This is a genomic window from Spiroplasma endosymbiont of Dactylopius coccus (genome assembly GCF_977110965.1).
Map to the genome: position 1 here is coordinate 1,115,408 of NZ_OZ373019.1, position 16,222 is coordinate 1,131,629.

Annotated in this window: 21 protein-coding genes, 8 tRNA genes and 1 pseudogene; 12 read left to right on the forward strand and 18 right to left on the reverse strand. The window is 24.8% G+C overall.

Annotation, left to right across the window (positions count from 1 at the left end; translation table 4 throughout):
• Positions 1-255: 255 nt before the first annotated feature.
• From ACXUB0_RS06915 to ACXUB0_RS06950, 8 genes and pseudogenes are all read right to left on the reverse strand, one after another.
• Positions 256-381, reverse strand: coding sequence for a hypothetical protein (locus ACXUB0_RS06915; protein ID WP_458258216.1), 126 nt, complete (start codon positions 379-381; stop codon positions 256-258).
• Positions 382-403: 22 nt separating this feature from the next.
• A complete protein-coding gene (locus tag ACXUB0_RS06920) occupies positions 404-685 on the reverse strand; it encodes a hypothetical protein (protein WP_458258217.1) in 282 nt (93 codons plus the stop codon).
• Positions 686-695: 10 nt separating this feature from the next.
• Positions 696-1,025: a hypothetical protein gene (locus ACXUB0_RS06925; protein WP_458258218.1), complete on the reverse strand. Its 330-nt coding sequence runs from the start codon at positions 1,023-1,025 to the stop codon at positions 696-698.
• Positions 1,026-1,036: 11 nt separating this feature from the next.
• The gene (locus ACXUB0_RS06930; protein WP_458258219.1) at positions 1,037-1,804 is read right to left on the reverse strand and encodes a hypothetical protein; all 768 of its coding nucleotides are present in this window, start codon (positions 1,802-1,804) and stop codon (positions 1,037-1,039) included.
• Positions 1,805-1,890: 86 nt separating this feature from the next.
• Positions 1,891-2,094 (reverse strand): hypothetical protein, encoded by a 204-nt coding sequence (locus ACXUB0_RS06935; protein ID WP_458258220.1) that lies wholly within the window; start codon positions 2,092-2,094, stop codon positions 1,891-1,893.
• Positions 2,095-2,096: 2 nt separating this feature from the next.
• Complete coding sequence (locus ACXUB0_RS06940; protein WP_338959238.1) at positions 2,097-2,288, reverse strand: hypothetical protein; 192 nt, start codon at positions 2,286-2,288, stop codon at positions 2,097-2,099.
• Between the two features lie 540 nt (positions 2,289-2,828).
• Positions 2,829-2,993, reverse strand: coding sequence for a hypothetical protein (locus ACXUB0_RS06945; RefSeq protein WP_458258221.1), 165 nt, complete (start codon positions 2,991-2,993; stop codon positions 2,829-2,831).
• Positions 2,994-3,025: 32 nt separating this feature from the next.
• A pseudogene (locus ACXUB0_RS06950) lies at positions 3,026-3,698 on the reverse strand (IS5 family transposase); the annotation flags it as partial.
• A 535-nt stretch (positions 3,699-4,233) separates the two neighbouring features.
• On the opposite strand from ACXUB0_RS06950, the gene ACXUB0_RS06955 reads away from it, so the two are divergent.
• Positions 4,234-5,354 (forward strand): IS3 family transposase gene (locus ACXUB0_RS06955; RefSeq protein WP_458258222.1). Its coding sequence is split into 2 segments (ribosomal slippage): positions 4,234-4,510 and positions 4,510-5,354, totalling 1,122 coding nucleotides; the frame shifts between segments, so codons are not numbered across the junction.
• On the opposite strand, the gene ACXUB0_RS06960 is transcribed toward ACXUB0_RS06955, so the two are convergent.
• The 3 genes from ACXUB0_RS06960 to ACXUB0_RS06970 all read right to left on the reverse strand — a co-directional run bounded on the left by ACXUB0_RS06960 (position 5,341) and on the right by ACXUB0_RS06970 (position 7,477).
• Entirely contained in the window at positions 5,341-5,784 is a 444-nt protein-coding gene (locus ACXUB0_RS06960) for a hypothetical protein (protein WP_458258223.1), read from the reverse strand. The two genes, ACXUB0_RS06955 and ACXUB0_RS06960, sit on opposite strands and share 14 nt — an antisense overlap.
• Before the next feature lie 193 nt (positions 5,785-5,977).
• Entirely contained in the window at positions 5,978-6,604 is a 627-nt protein-coding gene (locus tag ACXUB0_RS06965) for an isochorismatase family cysteine hydrolase (protein ID WP_458258224.1), read from the reverse strand.
• Positions 6,605-7,048: 444 nt separating this feature from the next.
• Positions 7,049-7,477 carry a hypothetical protein gene (locus tag ACXUB0_RS06970; RefSeq protein ID WP_458258225.1) on the reverse strand — a complete coding sequence of 143 codons (429 nt, stop codon included), beginning with the start codon at positions 7,475-7,477 and terminating at the stop codon, positions 7,049-7,051.
• 283 nt (positions 7,478-7,760) lie between these two features.
• On the opposite strand from ACXUB0_RS06970, the gene ACXUB0_RS06975 reads away from it, so the two are divergent.
• From ACXUB0_RS06975 to ACXUB0_RS07005, 7 genes are all read left to right on the forward strand, one after another.
• Positions 7,761-7,836 (forward strand) — tRNA-Val (locus ACXUB0_RS06975).
• A 7-nt stretch (positions 7,837-7,843) separates the two neighbouring features.
• Positions 7,844-7,920 (forward strand) — tRNA-Thr (locus ACXUB0_RS06980).
• A gap of 11 nt (positions 7,921-7,931) precedes the next feature.
• Positions 7,932-8,016, forward strand: a tRNA-Tyr gene (locus ACXUB0_RS06985).
• Positions 8,017-8,026: 10 nt separating this feature from the next.
• Positions 8,027-8,101 (forward strand) — tRNA-Gln (locus ACXUB0_RS06990).
• A 16-nt stretch (positions 8,102-8,117) separates the two neighbouring features.
• Positions 8,118-8,192, forward strand: a tRNA-Lys gene (locus ACXUB0_RS06995).
• A 6-nt stretch (positions 8,193-8,198) separates the two neighbouring features.
• A tRNA-Leu gene (locus tag ACXUB0_RS07000) sits at positions 8,199-8,286 on the forward strand.
• 65 nt (positions 8,287-8,351) lie between these two features.
• Positions 8,352-8,433, forward strand: a tRNA-Leu gene (locus ACXUB0_RS07005).
• A 73-nt stretch (positions 8,434-8,506) separates the two neighbouring features.
• Here ACXUB0_RS07005 and ACXUB0_RS07010 read toward each other — a convergent pair.
• Positions 8,507-9,106 (reverse strand): hypothetical protein, encoded by a 600-nt coding sequence (locus ACXUB0_RS07010; RefSeq protein ID WP_458258226.1) that lies wholly within the window; start codon positions 9,104-9,106, stop codon positions 8,507-8,509.
• A 64-nt stretch (positions 9,107-9,170) separates the two neighbouring features.
• Here ACXUB0_RS07010 and ACXUB0_RS07015 point away from each other — a divergent pair, with 64 nt between their 5' ends.
• Positions 9,171-9,305 carry a hypothetical protein gene (locus ACXUB0_RS07015; protein WP_458258227.1) on the forward strand — a complete coding sequence of 45 codons (135 nt, stop codon included), beginning with the start codon at positions 9,171-9,173 and terminating at the stop codon, positions 9,303-9,305.
• Between the two features lie 144 nt (positions 9,306-9,449).
• Here the strand turns inward: ACXUB0_RS07015 and ACXUB0_RS07020 are convergent, their stop codons facing one another.
• A complete protein-coding gene (locus tag ACXUB0_RS07020; protein WP_458258228.1) occupies positions 9,450-9,755 on the reverse strand; it encodes a hypothetical protein in 306 nt (101 codons plus the stop codon).
• 485 nt (positions 9,756-10,240) lie between these two features.
• Between ACXUB0_RS07020 and ACXUB0_RS07025 the strand changes: the two genes are divergently transcribed.
• From ACXUB0_RS07025 to ACXUB0_RS07035, 3 genes are all read left to right on the forward strand, one after another.
• A complete protein-coding gene (locus ACXUB0_RS07025; protein ID WP_458258229.1) occupies positions 10,241-11,785 on the forward strand; it encodes a sodium-dependent transporter in 1,545 nt (514 codons plus the stop codon).
• A 5-nt stretch (positions 11,786-11,790) separates the two neighbouring features.
• Entirely contained in the window at positions 11,791-11,916 is a 126-nt protein-coding gene (locus ACXUB0_RS07030) for a hypothetical protein (RefSeq protein ID WP_458258230.1), read from the forward strand.
• 651 nt (positions 11,917-12,567) lie between these two features.
• A tRNA-Gly gene (locus ACXUB0_RS07035) sits at positions 12,568-12,641 on the forward strand.
• Positions 12,642-12,694: 53 nt separating this feature from the next.
• Here the strand turns inward: ACXUB0_RS07035 and ACXUB0_RS07040 are convergent.
• From ACXUB0_RS07040 to ACXUB0_RS07060, 5 genes are all read right to left on the reverse strand, one after another.
• Positions 12,695-12,889 (reverse strand): hypothetical protein, encoded by a 195-nt coding sequence (locus ACXUB0_RS07040; protein ID WP_458258231.1) that lies wholly within the window; start codon positions 12,887-12,889, stop codon positions 12,695-12,697.
• A complete protein-coding gene (locus ACXUB0_RS07045) occupies positions 12,889-13,116 on the reverse strand; it encodes a hypothetical protein (protein WP_174481002.1) in 228 nt (75 codons plus the stop codon). Before ACXUB0_RS07045 ends, ACXUB0_RS07040 begins: the two co-directional genes overlap by 1 nt.
• Positions 13,117-13,853: 737 nt before the next feature.
• Positions 13,854-14,777 (reverse strand): hypothetical protein, encoded by a 924-nt coding sequence (locus tag ACXUB0_RS07050; RefSeq protein ID WP_458257601.1) that lies wholly within the window; start codon positions 14,775-14,777, stop codon positions 13,854-13,856.
• An 11-nt stretch (positions 14,778-14,788) separates the two neighbouring features.
• On the reverse strand, positions 14,789-15,847 hold the full coding sequence (locus tag ACXUB0_RS07055) for a hypothetical protein (protein WP_458257600.1): 1,059 nt from the start codon (positions 15,845-15,847) through the stop codon (positions 14,789-14,791).
• Between the two features lie 2 nt (positions 15,848-15,849).
• Positions 15,850-16,041, reverse strand: a complete 192-nt coding sequence (locus ACXUB0_RS07060) for a hypothetical protein (RefSeq protein WP_458257599.1) — start codon at positions 16,039-16,041, stop codon at positions 15,850-15,852.
• Between the last annotated feature and the right edge of the window lie 181 nt (positions 16,042-16,222).

Genomic DNA, 16,222 nt, shown 5'->3' on the forward strand with positions numbered 1-16,222 from the left:
TAAACCAGCAGACTTAATATCACTATAAGTCATATCAATACTACTTGCTTGTTTAAGGTATTTCTTAGAACCTGTTTAGGATCTTTTTTAACTTATTTTTGATTAAATTAATATCATAAATGTTATTTTATAGTTGAAAAATAAATTTTTAATCGATAAGTTGTCAAATGATAAAATCTTTTTAACAAAAAAATGACAAAGAAAATAAAATGTTAATTAACTGTCAGGTTAGAAATAATTATTCCCTTTTTTAGTTTAATTATGTTTAAAAGATTCCAAACAGGTTCTTAGAGGTGATAGTTCACTTTTAAGTTCATGCACATAATGTAAAGCACGTGAATTATACCTCTTTAACCAATGTCTAGGAAAAAATAAAGTCATAACCATTGCTTCACCTCTATAACTAGGAGGCATAAATACCTTTTTTAATCATTTTCTTTGTTTTACGATGTGAAAACACTACTTTATTATAATCTTCAATATTAGTATATAAATTAATATTAAACACAACAAAAAATAAAAAAACACGCATTCTTTTAACTTGAACAACATATTCTACTTTTTCTCTTGCTTGTACTGGTATTCTATTAGGGTGTTGTTCAATCAAATACATCGTACCATTAAACATATGACCTATTAACTTACAAAATTGTCCTAAACTTTCTTGTTGATTTTTAAACTGCATTCCTAAATCATTAGAATTTTAATGCTAATTCATCTAAAATTATTAAATCTTGTTCCTCAAAAGCATAATTACTTGCTAACTGATTAAAAGTAAAAACATCATTATAATTAACCAAATAAGAATAACCAGTCTTTAATTTAATAGGAAAAGGACTAACTACTCGTTTCTTATGAGTTTGAGCTAAACAACAAGCAAGAGCAGATTTACCAGTACGTGGTGGTGCTGAAATAATATAACTACCTACACGTTTTAATATTTTAACATTACGAATAGTTATACAAATTGGATAAATAATAACAATCAAACCTATAACTAATAACACATAACCATATCAAGGCATTATTTCAACTCCTAACCTATAATTAAACTAATTGCTCTAACAAATAATCACAAAGGTATAATATTTTCAATTGCACTAACAATATCAACATTTAAAGCAGTACTAATAGTATCTGAAAAAATATGCCGTAATAAACTATCTGTTGTAAAAAGAAACTGTCTTAATGGTTCAACGGGTAAAACTTTACCAACAACACCATAAAGTACTCATCTAAAAGCATTACGCAATTGACCAAAAACATCATATCAACTAACTCGTTCATACTCAGGATTAAAAGCACTATTTGGTGGAACTGGTGTTACTTTCTCACTTGAAAAAATATTAACTTGACCAAAATTTAACTGTGGTGAAAAAGTTGGTTTAGTTGATTCACCATGAACATCAAAAAATACTGTTAAATGTCTTAAATTTGGAACACGAATAGGCATAGTAACAAAATTATATAAATGTTGCTGATAAACATCATTATCAACTTTACCTTTAAAAACATATTTTGTGTCACCAACATTATCTAAAAAACTAAAAACAAAATTAGCAGTAAAAGTTTTAAAATATTCATATTCAAAATAAAACATAAAACCTTGAATATAAAAACTTAAAGGTTTATCAATTTCAAAATTTAACTGTGTTTGAAAATTTATAATTTTTTTACCAGTATTAACAAAATTTAAATTATTAGTATTATTCTTTGCAACATAATTATGATTAAACATAATACGTGAAAATTCATCTAATTGTTTTCTATTAAAAGTATAAACACCAGTACCCATATCTATCATTTGTGACGGAACACCAACTGTATCACTATAATAATAACAAGTATATAAACCTTCATTATTTCCTATAAATTCACCACTTACTAATTTTAAATCCGGTTGGTCAACATCAAAATAAGCAGAATTTCATGGAATTGTTGCTCAATATCAAAATCATGATATTTAACATGTTTAACCATTTCTTTTGTAATATCATAATTAACAACATTAGGGTCATTTGAAGCAATTAAACTAGTCGGTGCTTGAACAGAAGTATTTACAACAAAAAATAATTTAGCAAACTTAAATCACATAATTATTTACCAAATAAACATTTTAAAATTCACCATGAACCATAAAATATAATAAATCCAATAAAAAACTGAGTTCCATAAACTACTAAATTTCATAAAATAGTAGTAAAATCATCAACTGGATTACCTATAAACATAGTTCAATAATCAACAATACATTGATGTATTTTATTGTAAATATCTCAAACACTCATAATTAACACCTACCCAAACAATAACCTAAAAATAAATTTAATACTACGATAAATAAAATTAAAAAATACACCTAATACCAACCAAAAAGTCAAATTAAACAAAATATAAACTTCATTAGTAATATTTGGTTGATTTAAAAATATTTGAATATCTCTACTAGAAAATATAAAAATAAAATGCAATATACTAACTACAAAATTAGACATAACTATTTACCTACAAACTTCCCTTTTTTATTTTCAATACCTTTTGCCTTATTTCTTAAACGTTTTCTTTCATGTTGTTTAGCGATTTTTTTACCAACAAATTTTGAACTACCTTTAATATTTTTATAACTTTGCTTTACAGTCCCCGATGTAGAAACTGGTTGAATATCAATATTTAAAAAAACTGAGAACCTGTTTAGGATCTTTTTTAACTTATTTTTGATTAAATTAATATCATAAATGTTATTTTATAGTTGAAAAATAAATTTTTAATCGATAAGTTGTCAAATGATAAAATCTTTTTAACAAAAAAATGACAAAGAAAATAAAATGTTAATTAACTGTCAGGTTAGAAATAATTATTCCCTTTTTTAGTTTAATAATGTTTAAAAGATTCCAAACAGGTTCTGACATAGCAAACTTTATTAAAAGAATAAAAACAACAAAATTACCTAAATTAAAACCTAAATCTGCCATTGGCAAATTTCAAAATTTCATAAAAATTTCTCCAAATAATTCTAAGAACCTGTTTAAAATCTTTTTAATAAAATTGAAATAAAGGAAAGAACAACCATTTGTAAGCTAGTATTTAATTTTCTTTCACAATTTTTTCATAATCTTCTGCATTTTTCTAATCATGCAAAACTTCGTTCTACAACTCATCTTTTTGGCAATAATACAAAAGAATGTAATTCATTACGTTTGATAACTTCAACATTTGCATTTATGATTGTTTTGATTTTAAAAGCAAATTTTTCACCAGTATAACCAGCATCTACTAGTATTTTTTGAACTTTAGATAAATTTTCTTTTTCATTTTCAATCATTATTATAGCACTGTTACCATCTGTTTTTTCTGCTGTGGTTATGTAAATTGTATGTGGTAAACCTTGAGAATCAACAGCAATATGACGCTTTATTCCTGAAATTTTTTTACCAGCATCATAACCTTTATTTTTAGCAGTATCTGTGTTCTTAACACTTTGTGAATCAATTATACAAAAACTAGTTTGTTCTTTTCTACCATTATTGATACGAACTTTTCTAACTAATTTTTTTTAAAATTACTTGTCAAGTGCTAGGTTCTTTATCACTATTTTTACTTCAAATTTGAAAATAATAATATACAGTTTGTCATTTTGGAAAATTTTTTGGTAACATTCTTCATTGACATCCACTTTTTAATACATATAAAACCAAGCATTAGTTGAAAATATTGGTTGCTTTACTGAAACTAATATTAAACAAATTTTAAAACATATGATTGGTGATAGAACTTATAATATTGATATATATACAAAAATGGTTAATTTTAAATGCTATCAAATAAATACTGCCATCCAGTTATTATAAATTAAAATTAAAGATTTTAAAAAAACCAAAAATAAAATAAAACTTATTAAAGTAATTATTAATAAGAATTTTTGAATTATAAAAGTAAGTATTATTATTGACTAATATTTTACAAGTGTTAAGATTAACATACAATTGCATATTGAAGTCAAAATTATTCTCGTCTAACTTTATAATTTTAAGACAAATTTGAATATTATTGACAACATCGGTATGCTCCCATTTACAATATTATATTATGACATTTTTTTGTAAATAATAATCTAAATAAATGTAATTATAAGTTAAGTTGTATTTTAAATGATGGTATGGATGGGTTACACTTTATTGGACACTAATTACGTAGACAAGTGAACAAATTAGTGAAAAGAAAGGAAGTATAATTATGGCCAATATTAACTCATATTCAGATGAATTTAAAAAACAAATAGTAGCTTTATATCAAAGCGGTAAGTCAGTGTCTTGTCTTGCTAAAGAGTACAATGTTACAAGAGCAGCTACTTATAATTGAATTAAGCAATTTACTAATTCAGGTAGTTTTAAAACTAAAGATAATCGTTCTGTTGAAGAAAATGAATTAATTAAATTAAGAAAAGAATTAAAACAATTAAGAATGGAAAATGATATTTTAAAGCAAGCAGCACTAATAATAGGCAGAAAGTAGAAATTATTGCTAAAAATAAAGTTAAATATAAAATTCGCACAATGTGTCGTTTTTTGAAAATATCTAAATCAACATATTATTTTAACTTAAAGAAAAAAGAAAATAAAATCAAAAATAATATGTATGATGAAGCTGTTATTAGTGCTTTTAAAGAAAATAAAGAAGTTTATGGTACTAGAAGATTAAAAAAAATTTTAGAAAACCAAGAAATTTATTTATCACGCAGAAAAATTAAAGAAATTATGAATAAGCATAATTTAATATCAAAATACACTAAATTATCATTCAAAAATCATCATAATAAAGTCAATAATAGTCAAATAACCAATCTTGTTAATAGAAACTTTAATAATAGGGTTAAAAATGAAGTTATTGTTAGTGATTTAACTTACGTTCAAGTTAATGGTAAATGAAACTATATTTGCCTATTAATAAACCTATTTAACCGCGAAATTATTGGACATAGTGTTGGAGTTAAAAAAGATGCATTACTAGTATATCAAGCATTTATGCAATCAAATCGCTGTTTAAAAGATATCCAAATATTTCATAGTGATCGAGGTAATGAATTTAACAATAAAATTATTAATAATCTTTTATTAGCATTCAATATTACTCGATCTTTAAGCAAAAAAGGTTGTCCTTATGATAATGCTGTTGCTGAAGCAACTTTTAAAACTTTCAAAACTGAATTTATTAATGATAAAAATTTTACATCATTAATCCAATTAAAATTAGAATTATTTGATTATATCAATTGATACAACAACATAAGAATCCACAGCACTTTAAACTACTTAACTCCTATCAAATATCAAGAACAAGTGTCTACCAAAAAATAGTCCTAAAAAGTGTTGCCATTCCAGGTAAATGATATATACCAGTGCTAGTTGATGGTGCATTTATAAAATCAAATTGATTTATTTCATTTACCATTTTTTGTTCTTGTTCTTTAATTAAAAAACTTTCTACTATATGCTTAGTTATTTGCTCTTGAATAGAATATTGTGCTTTTTCTTCAGAAAAACCTTGATTAATACATTCAATAAAAATGAAAGATAATTTTTCATTTATTTCATTATTCTTAATAATCTCTTGATAAACATCATTAAATTCATTATTTAATAATTTTATATTTAATATTGATAAATCTTCATAACTCATATTTCTAAAATTTAAATTAAATTCAAATTTTTCAAAAATATTTATTATTAATTGCTGATTTTCAAATTCTTGATACTCGCTTTCTGATTGAATTACTTTACTAGGCATCTTTTAATCTTCCTTTTCTAATATTTTAATTTAATAAAACCTAATATAGAATAATTTATATATTAGGTATAAACATTTATTAAATTATTTTATCATTTTATCATAATTTCTATTCTAAATATAAAAATTATTAAATAATATGTATAAAATTTATTATTTATATAAATTTATTTTATTTAAAATTCTACTTTAATTAAATAACATCCTTAACAATAGTAATGCCATTTTTAAGCATTGAATATCATGCATATTGATTTAAAATATGAGCTGGATGCTCTGGTTGATCATAAGTATTTGTCATTGTCATTGGAACAATAACATTTACTTCTTTATTGTGCTGATTAAATCAAGTTTTACAACTAATAGCAAATTGATAAATACAAATATCAGTACAACAACCAACAATAATAATGTTATCCCATTGTAAATTTGGCTTAAAATCAAAAGCAAAAAAACCATTAGTACTATTTTTTTTAATAATCTTAATATTGTCAAATTTTAATTCTTCTACTAACTCTGATTCAATAGTATTTTCCAAACAATGACTAGGAAAAGTATGAAATTCGGGGCTATGTTCATTATGAGCATCATTAAAAGCAATAACTTTAGTTTCATTAGTATTTACTTTTGCTAATAAATTTTTAATTGGTTTAATAATTGAATTAATATTGGATGAAAATAAATTTCCTTTTTTAGCAAAGCCATTAACCATATCAACAATAAATATAATATTATGACCTTTTAAAGTTTTAAAATTCAAATTAACTGTTTTATCCAAAGTTTTATTTATAATTTCAATAAATGAATCATTATTTTTCATTATTCACCTCTATTTTTTAAAAATTAATCGTTTAATAATAAATCAAATTATACTACAGCCAGAACAAATTGGCATTAAGAAAATAGTAAAAATAATTCCTACTTTTAAAAAGAAAATATCTATTGTTATTCCCTGACTACTTTGATAGGTTAAACTATCAATTACACCATTTATATAAATAAAATTAAATCCATTAAAAATGTTTTCTATTTTAATACTTAATAACATAATTAACTCTAATAACAAAAATATAAAACCAGAAAAAAATAAAATAGTAATTATTTTTTCATCAAGAGGTAATTTTTTTCATCAATTTTTAGTTATCATTATTATCACCTATTTTTTTAATTATATCATTGTTATATTACTGCTATAAAATAAATAAAAAAATTCTTACTTTAATGTGAAAAATAAGAATTTTTTAAAATTAATAAATTGCTATTTTTATTTTTTTACTACTTTTAAATAACAACTGTATCCAAAAATAATAAGACTTGTAAAAAATAAGATTGGAGTAGCAATAACCGCTAAGATTACTCCTATTTGCAACTGTGCTGCTGTACCTGTTAAAGTTGCAGTTCCACCTAATGCAGCAACTGCAATTTTTAATTTATCAAAAAAATCAGTTAATGACATAGTAACACCAAAATTAGTTATACTACCCTTAATAAAATCTCCAATAGTTCAAGGATGAGAATTTCTTAAAATTCAAAACCCATCATGACTTTCAGCCGCTTTAGCTCCTAGAGGTTTAACTGTTCAAGATACTGTTCCAATTAAAATTAATCCTAAAATCATTACTATTAACATAGTTATAAATACGTAAATGCCAATTTTATCTAACTTTGATAATTTTTTTCAAATTTTTTGCATAAATTTTCTTTTTCTTTTAATATAAATATGGCTCAAAAAAATTTTAGCAAACTTTAAAAAAAATATTATATTTAAAATATATAAAACTGAAAATAGGTATAAAATAGTAATATTTAACATAAAATTATTTTTTTGGTTTTTTCTTTTAACTTTTCTTTTAAAAAATAATTAAAAATAAAATAATTTTACATTATCTTTAAAAAATAATTGTAAATGTGAAAAATATCTATTATAATGATTAAGGTTTTTTAAGAATAAATAATTCTAATAAAACAATAAATAAGGAGTATTAGCTCAGCTGGGAGAGCAATTGCCTTACAAGCAATAGGTCGGCGGTTCAAGTCCGTCATACTCCACCATTTACCTGCTGATGTGGCTCAATCCGGCAGAGCAACGGTTTTGTAAACCGTAGGTTGCAGGTTCGATTCCTGTCATCAGCACCATTATTATTTATGGAGGGGTAGCAAAGTGGCCAACTGCACCTGGCTGTAAACCAGATCTCTTCGAGTTCGGGGGTTCGACTCCCTCCCCCTCCACCATATTACTTATTGGGGTGTAGCCAAGGGGTAAGGCAACGGCCTTTGACGCCGTCATGCGTTGGTTCAAATCCAACCACCTCAGCCATATATTTTATTAATTTGTCCTCGTAGCTCAGCGGTAGAGCACTCGGCTTTTAACCGAGGTGTCGCAAGTTCGATCCTTGCCGGGGACACCATTTGATGCCCAGGTGGTGAAATGGCAGACACGTCGGGCTTAAGATCCGATGACTTTTACAGGTTGTGCGAGTTCGAGTCTCGCTCTGGGCACCATTTTATATATTTATTAATGACGAGGAAGTATTCCTCATTTTTTATAAGCAAGTAAACTATATTTTGCCCAGATGGCGAAATGGCAGACGTAGTAGACTCAAAATCTACCGAGAAATCATGCGGGTTCGAGTCCCGCTCTGGGCACCACTAATATTAAATTACTAGTATAAAAAGGTATTCTTTTAAGAATACCTTTTTATTTTTATAATATTAAATATTATTAAACTGATAATCGACGTTCTAAAGATTGTTGTTTAACAGGCAAACGTTCTTCAGAATTTAATGCTGCTGTATTAAGTGGTTTAGGATCAGCTATTTCAACAACATGAGAAGTTGACATGACTGATTGTGTTTCCTCTCCATTATTAATTTTTTCTGGATTAAAAGGTTTATTTAATAATGGATTATTATCATCACTATCTTCAGAACTTGATGATGATGGTGAAGATGTACTGCTAGAAATATTTTCATAATTATCTTCCTCATCAAAATCATTAACATCCGCACATCAATTTTCATATAATTCCATTCCAGTATTTACTAATAAACCAGTACCAACTATTGCAAGACCAGCTATTGTTTCTCAAAAAGCCGTTGATCTTTTTTTATAAAATGGTTGATCATCATCATTATTATTTGGATTACTTAATTCATGATATGCAAAAAGACTAACACCAGTAATTGCACTAGCAATAGTTATTGATGCTAATAAACTTGCAGCTGTATTACCTATTTTTTGTCATATATTACGTTGTTGATTTATTGCATTTTCTTCATTATTAGGTGCACAACATTCTGATATTTTTTTACTAATTGTCACTATATGAATTAAACTTGAAGCTGCTGCTGTAATAAAAGCATATGTAACAGGTAATGTATCTGGATTGGGTGTTGGTCAGTTAAGTAAATCTACTGGTAGTGGTAATAATGGTGCTGTTGCAAAACTTTCTACTGTTAATAAATTATTAATCCTTAGAACCTGTTTAGGATCTTTTTTAACTTATTTTTGATTAAATTAATATCATAAATGTTATTTTATAGTTGAAAAATAAATTTTTAATCGATAAGTTGTCAAATGATAAAATCTTTTTAACAAAAAAATGACAAAGAAAATAAAATGTTAATTAACTGTCAGGTTAGAAATAATTATTCCCTTTTTTAGTTTAATTATGTTTAAAAGATTCCAAACAGGTTCTTACATTATTAATATTTCAATATCTTAATATTAAATTAGTTAACGAAATTTTTGAATTAATTGCTCCTTCCCCCATAAAACATAATGCTGGTGCTAGTGATAATACTCCATCTTGATATAATAAATAGTTACCCCCAGTTACCATTCAATTACCAAGAGTAAGTAACACATCTCTTATAGTAGGTACTACCCTATTTCTATTATTAGTTGATATTAAATCATTTGATAATAATTGTTCTGTAAAAGAATAACTTCTTGCTGGTGATGAATCCATATTTTTCATCCTTTCTAAAAAATAATTTAAAGTAATAAAATTAATATAAAAACACCCATATTAAGAATTACAATCCTTAAATATGAGCTAAACTCTAGTCTTTATTTATTACTTCTTGTATTATAACCCTATATTAAATAAATGAAAGTAATATAATCATTAATATTGAAATTATGAAAAATAATTTTAATAACTTAAATAATTAAATTAATAATATTAAAAATAAATTTTTATTATTTCCTTATATAAGGAGGAGTTTTATTTTTTAATATTACTTTTTTAAAATTTACTTAAAAACCTTGTTTTTTCTTATTATTTATTTGTAATAATATCATTTTATTAAATAAAATAAAATTTTGATTTTCTATATATTTTCCAATACACATTATTAATAAATAACATCGCAAAATTTTATTTACTGAAATTGGTTTTAATAAAATATTTTTTTGTATAATTAACTGTTATAAAGGAGGTAATTTATTAATATGAAAAAACAACGCTTAAATATCTCAAAATTAGGATTCTTACTTTCAGTAATGGGTTCGGCAGTAGGATTAGGTGGTATTTTAGGATTTCCAACTCAAATGTATAACCATCATGGTGCTTTTCTAATCCCTTTTTTAATATGTATGGTAATTTGTGCAATACCAGTTTTATTTATTGAAATGACAATTGGTAATAAATATCGAAAAAATCATATTGAATTTTTTAGTGAGGTTGGAGGTAAAAAGGGTGCTTTTTTCTCTTGATTGCATTCAACAACCGTTATTTTACTAAGTACTTATTATAGTGTTTTAGTAGGATGAACTTTAATTAATATTATTATTAGTTTTACTTCTAATTTAAATAAAGGTTCTTATTTTTATCATAATATTTTACAACAAACAAATGATCAAGATATCAGCAATTTAAATAGCCTAGGTAACTTAAATTGAATGATTTTACTTGCAACAATTGGTGTCTGAATTATTTTGGGTATCATTCTACTAGGTGGTGTTGAAAAAGGAATTGAAAAAGCCAATAAAATTATGATTCCATTTTTATTTTTAATGATTATTATTTTAGCAATTTATACTAGTACATTATCAGGTGCTAAACTTGGATTAAATGTAATGTTTGATTTAGATGCTAAAGAATTATTAAATCCTGGATTATGAAAAGATGCTTTTGGTCAATCATTCTTTATGTTATCAACATGTACAGGAACCATTTATATTTATGCAGCTCATGCTCCCGAAAAACAAGATAGTACTAATCAAGCTTTTGTAGTAGCCTTTGGTACTAGCCTTATTGGTATATTAACAACAATTATTGTTTTTAATTCAATAGGTGCAATTGCTCAAAATCAAGGTAAAACTGATATTAAAGATGTATTTCAAGCAGGACCTGCTTTGATTTTCCAAGTAATACCACAATTATTTGCTATTATTAATAATCAAGTTCCTATTTTAGGAAATATTTTAGCAATATTATTTTTTGTTACACTTTTCTTTGCGGGTATGTCCTCACTAATTGGTCAAGTTGAATCAATGGTAAATGGTCTAGAATATGAAATTCATTTAAAGCGCAAACAAGCATTAGCAATATCATTATTAGGAGCAATGGCAGTATCAGTATTATTCACCTTTAGTAATTCACCAGCGCTGTTTAATGGGCTAGCAATCTGAGTAGCACAAATTTGACTACTAATAATTGGGTTTATTTTATTAATTGGTATTAGTCCATATGGCTGAAAACTATATGATACATTAAAATTATATAATAATGAAAATTCATGAATGAAATGAACAAAAAGATATAAAATAGTAATTTTAATTATCGCACCAATTTTAATTTTAATTAATATTGCTACTGGTATCTATGATTTTATTATTAATATTATCAATGCTAATTTTGTTTATGGTACAGTTGGTCTAACACTTGGTGTTGGGTTAGTTTTACTTTTAACTTTTATCTTAACTTATCATAAAAATATTCATACTGGTTTTAATAAATTATTTAAAATAAAAACAAAAACTGAAAGAGGTTAAAAAACATGGATGTTGGAGCAATTATTTTAATGGTAATTTCTTTAGTAAGTATTATTGGTCTTTTTATTTTCTTTGTCATAATGGATTTTAAGAGTCATAAAAAACAAAAAAGAAAAGAAAAAAACAAATAATAATATTTTTTAAAATATTTTAGTATACTTATGATAAAGTATTATAATTAGGTTTTTTTGTAATCTGGCATTTTGATGCCAGATTACAAAAATTATTATTAAATGGTGAGTGAAATGGAAAAAAATAAATTAAAACAAATTTTATTAATTAGCAAAATAACTTTAACAATTGCTTCTTTATTTTTATTTTTAGTTTGATTAATGTTTATGACTAATAATTTTTTTCCTAAATCTCAAAACTCATTTGTTGCCAAAATTATGAATACTTCAATTCAAATTATGATTTGACCAATTACTAGTATAATTCTATTTATTTTTATTATGCCAATATGAGTTACTAATAAAAAACAAATTTTATTAGTATTTTTAACATTGTCACTAATTATCACAATATTGTGCACAACTTTTCTTTTTAGTTTAAATATTAATAAATTCTGAATTATATGATTAATTGCTCATTTTTTTGCTATAGCTTCAATTATTTTTGTCATTGTTTCTTATTTCTTTAAAGAAAAACTTCTTTTATTTAAAAAGAAAAAAATAAACATATTGAAAAAAAGATTAAAAAATAATTTTTTTTAACTTGTTTATCAAAAGTAGTTGACTTTAATTTTAGTAATATGATATAAATACATGGTGGTTAACATAACTGCGGGTGTCGTATAATGGTATTATTACAGCCTTCCAAGCTGAAGACGTGGGTTCGATTCCCATCACCCGCTCCATTATAAAAAAATAAAAGCCGTAATTAATACGCCTTTTTTTATTTTATAATGGTTTATATTTTAGGACCTTTTTTAGTTTGTAGTACTGCTGTTTCTTCATCACTAGAATTATTGCAAGCACATTTATTAACTATTTCTGCTCATGAATTTACTGGATACATAACTAAAGACATTCCATTAGTTCTTTCTGGTAATGATTCTAAATATTTTATTTTATTATTTGTGCATTCTTCTAAATTAATTTTCATTAGTTATCCCCTACTTCTTTTAAAATTCGACTATTAAAAGCATCTGCTAAGAACTTATAAACTTTTACTTCAGAAATATTTTTTAAATCATAACAATTAATGATATCAGTTAATTTTAAAATCACATCATGATATTTTATAAAGTAAGTTTTATTTTCAACATTTGCTCACTTTTCTAAATTCATTGCATAATAAATTATTCCATCTCTATAAAATTGTGATTTCATATTTCTCACTCCTTTAAACGATATAATAAAACAAAAAACCTAATTTAAATACAAAAATTTAAACGAGGTCTATAAAAAAACCAAAATATTTTGTTCCAAAGTTCCTTTAAAACTTTAATACAATTGTAACTCATTTACAAGAAATTCCAAGTAAAATCAATAAAAAAAATTAATAACTTAAAATTAATATAAAGAGATAAATAAAGATTACATTTGTAATCTTTATTTATAATTGTCCTGAAATTGTTTTTAAAACAAAATTTTTTATATTCACTGATTGGAACTTCAGTTTTATTTATTAAATCACTCACTTGTTTTTGTCATTTTTTTAACTAATCTTTTCATCTCTACATAGTCAGGTGTAACAATAGAAACAAAAATAATCATTTGTTTCATAATTTGTAACTCAACCTCACAATGTTTCTTATTGACTAATCTGGGGTCTCAAGCATAAGCAAGAACTGTTCTATTGCTTACTGCTACTTTAATTAATTTGTTTTAGTTTTATCTTTAGGAATTTCTTTTAATCTTTTTTCCTTTTCTTTAAAACTTTAATTTAATAAAAATCCTAACATAGAGATATATCTATATTAGGAATGAACAGTTATGAACAGTTATTGAACAGTTATCAAGTATATAGGGGCTTTGCCCCTAGTTGCTTCGCAACTCACCCCAGTGGCGTAAACGCCACGGCCAACCAACCAAGGTTCTGGTTGGCTCCGACCAATAATATAGGTTTACTCTATTTTAACATCTTTCTTATTTTTCTTAGAATATTTATTTCTATAATAACAAGTACGGCATACAGTATTTTCAGTTTCTTTCTTTTCAGTTTGTAATATATTATCCAACTTATCTAATCCTACTGCTCTAATATCATCAACAGTAAAATCTAATGCTTGTGATTGTTCATAGTCTTTAACAATACTTAATTCACTCTTTAACGAATGAATATAATTTAAAGCACGACTATTATATCTTTGTAAATAAGACCTAGGAAATCATAAACTAAAAGTCATAGTTTCACCACTATAACTAGGTGGTAATCCACCACGTTTAATTATTCGCTTTGTTTGTCTTTTAGATAATACAACTTTATTATAATCATCAACATTAGTATAAATATTTAGTTTAAACTTAACTAAAAATAACAAAATACGCATTCTTTTAACTTGAACAATATATTCCACTTTTTCACGTGCTTGCTTTGGTATTCTATCGGGGTGTTGCTCAATCATATACATAATTCCATTAAAATTATGACCTATTAACTTACAAAACATTCCTAAACTTTCTTGTGTTTCTTTAAATTCGGGTGATAAATCATTACTATTAATTTTCAAACCTAACTCATCTAAAACAACCATATCACACTCTTTAAAAGCATAATTACTATTTAATTGATTAAATTTAAAAACATCATCATAAGAACAACGATAACTATATTCATTACGAACTTTAATAGGAATAGGACTTACTACTCTACCTTTATGTTTTTGTGCTAAACAACAAGCAAGAGCGGATTTACCAGTACGTGGTGGTGCTGAAATAATATAACTACCTACACGTTGTAATATCTTTATATTTTTTCTAGTTATTAAAAATGGATAAAGTATTATTAATAATATAACTCCTAAAAGTAAATAACCATATCAAGGCATTATTTCAACTCCTAACCAACTAAAAATCCTACTGCTTTTAAAAACACTCATAAAGTTAAAACTTGCTCTAAACCACTAGTAAAATCAACATTTAAAACAGAACTAATAGTATCATCAAAAATACGTCTTAATAATCCGTCAAGTTTAGTAAAAAATTCTCTTAAAGGTTCAACTGGTAAAACTTTACCAACAACTCCATAAAGTACTCATCTAAAAGCATTACGTAAATGACCAAAAACATCATATCAACTTGGTCTTTCATATTCAGGATTAAAAGGACTATTTGGTGGCACTGGAGTTATATTTTCACTTGAAAAAATATTAACTTGACCAAAAAAAACATCTGGTGAAAAAGTTGGTCTAATTGATTGACCATGAATATCAAAAAATACTGTTAAATGTCTTAAATTTGGAACACGAATAGGCATAGTAACAAAATTATATAAATCTTGCTGATAAATATCATTATCAACTTTACCTTTAAAAACATATTTTGTATCACCAACATTATCTAAAAAACTAAAAGTAAAATGAGCAGAGAAAGTTTTAAAATCATGATAAGAAAAATAAAACATAAAACCTTGAATATAAAAACTTAAAGGTTTATCAATTTCAAAATTTAACTGTGTTTGAAAATTTATAATACTTTTACCAGTATTAAGAAAACCTAAATAATTAACATTATCATTTGAAACATAATTATGATTAAACATAATACGTGAAAAGTCATCTAATTGTTTTCTATTAAAAGTATAAACACCAGTTCCCATCCTTACCACTTGTGGTAAAACACCAACTGTATCACTAAAATAACGACATGTATAAATACCCTCACCATTTCCAATAAATTCACCACTTACTAATTTTAAATCTGGTTGGTCAATGTCAAAATAAGCAGAATTTCATGGTATTGTTGCTCAATCATCAAAATTATGATATTTAACATGTTTAACCATTTCTTTTGTAATATCATAATTAACAACATTAGGGTCATTTGAAGCAATTAAACTAGTTGGTGCTTGAACAGAAGTATTTACAACAAAAAATAATTTAGCAAACTTAAATCACATAATTATTTACCAAATAAACATTTTAAAATTCACCATGAACCATAAAACAAAATAAATCCAATAAAAAACTGTGTACCATAAACTACTAAATTTCATAAAATAGTAGTAAATTGGTCAACTGGACTACCTATAAACATAGTTCAATAATCAACTATACATTGATGTATTTTATTGTAAATTTCTAAAACACTCATAATTAACACCTACCCAAACAATGACCTAAAAACAAATTTAATACTACGATAAATAAAATTAAAAAATACACCTAATACCAACCAAAAAGTCAAATTAAACAAAATATAAACTTCATCAGTAATATTTGGTTGATTTAAAAATATTTGAATATCTTTACTAGAAAATATAAAAATAAAATGC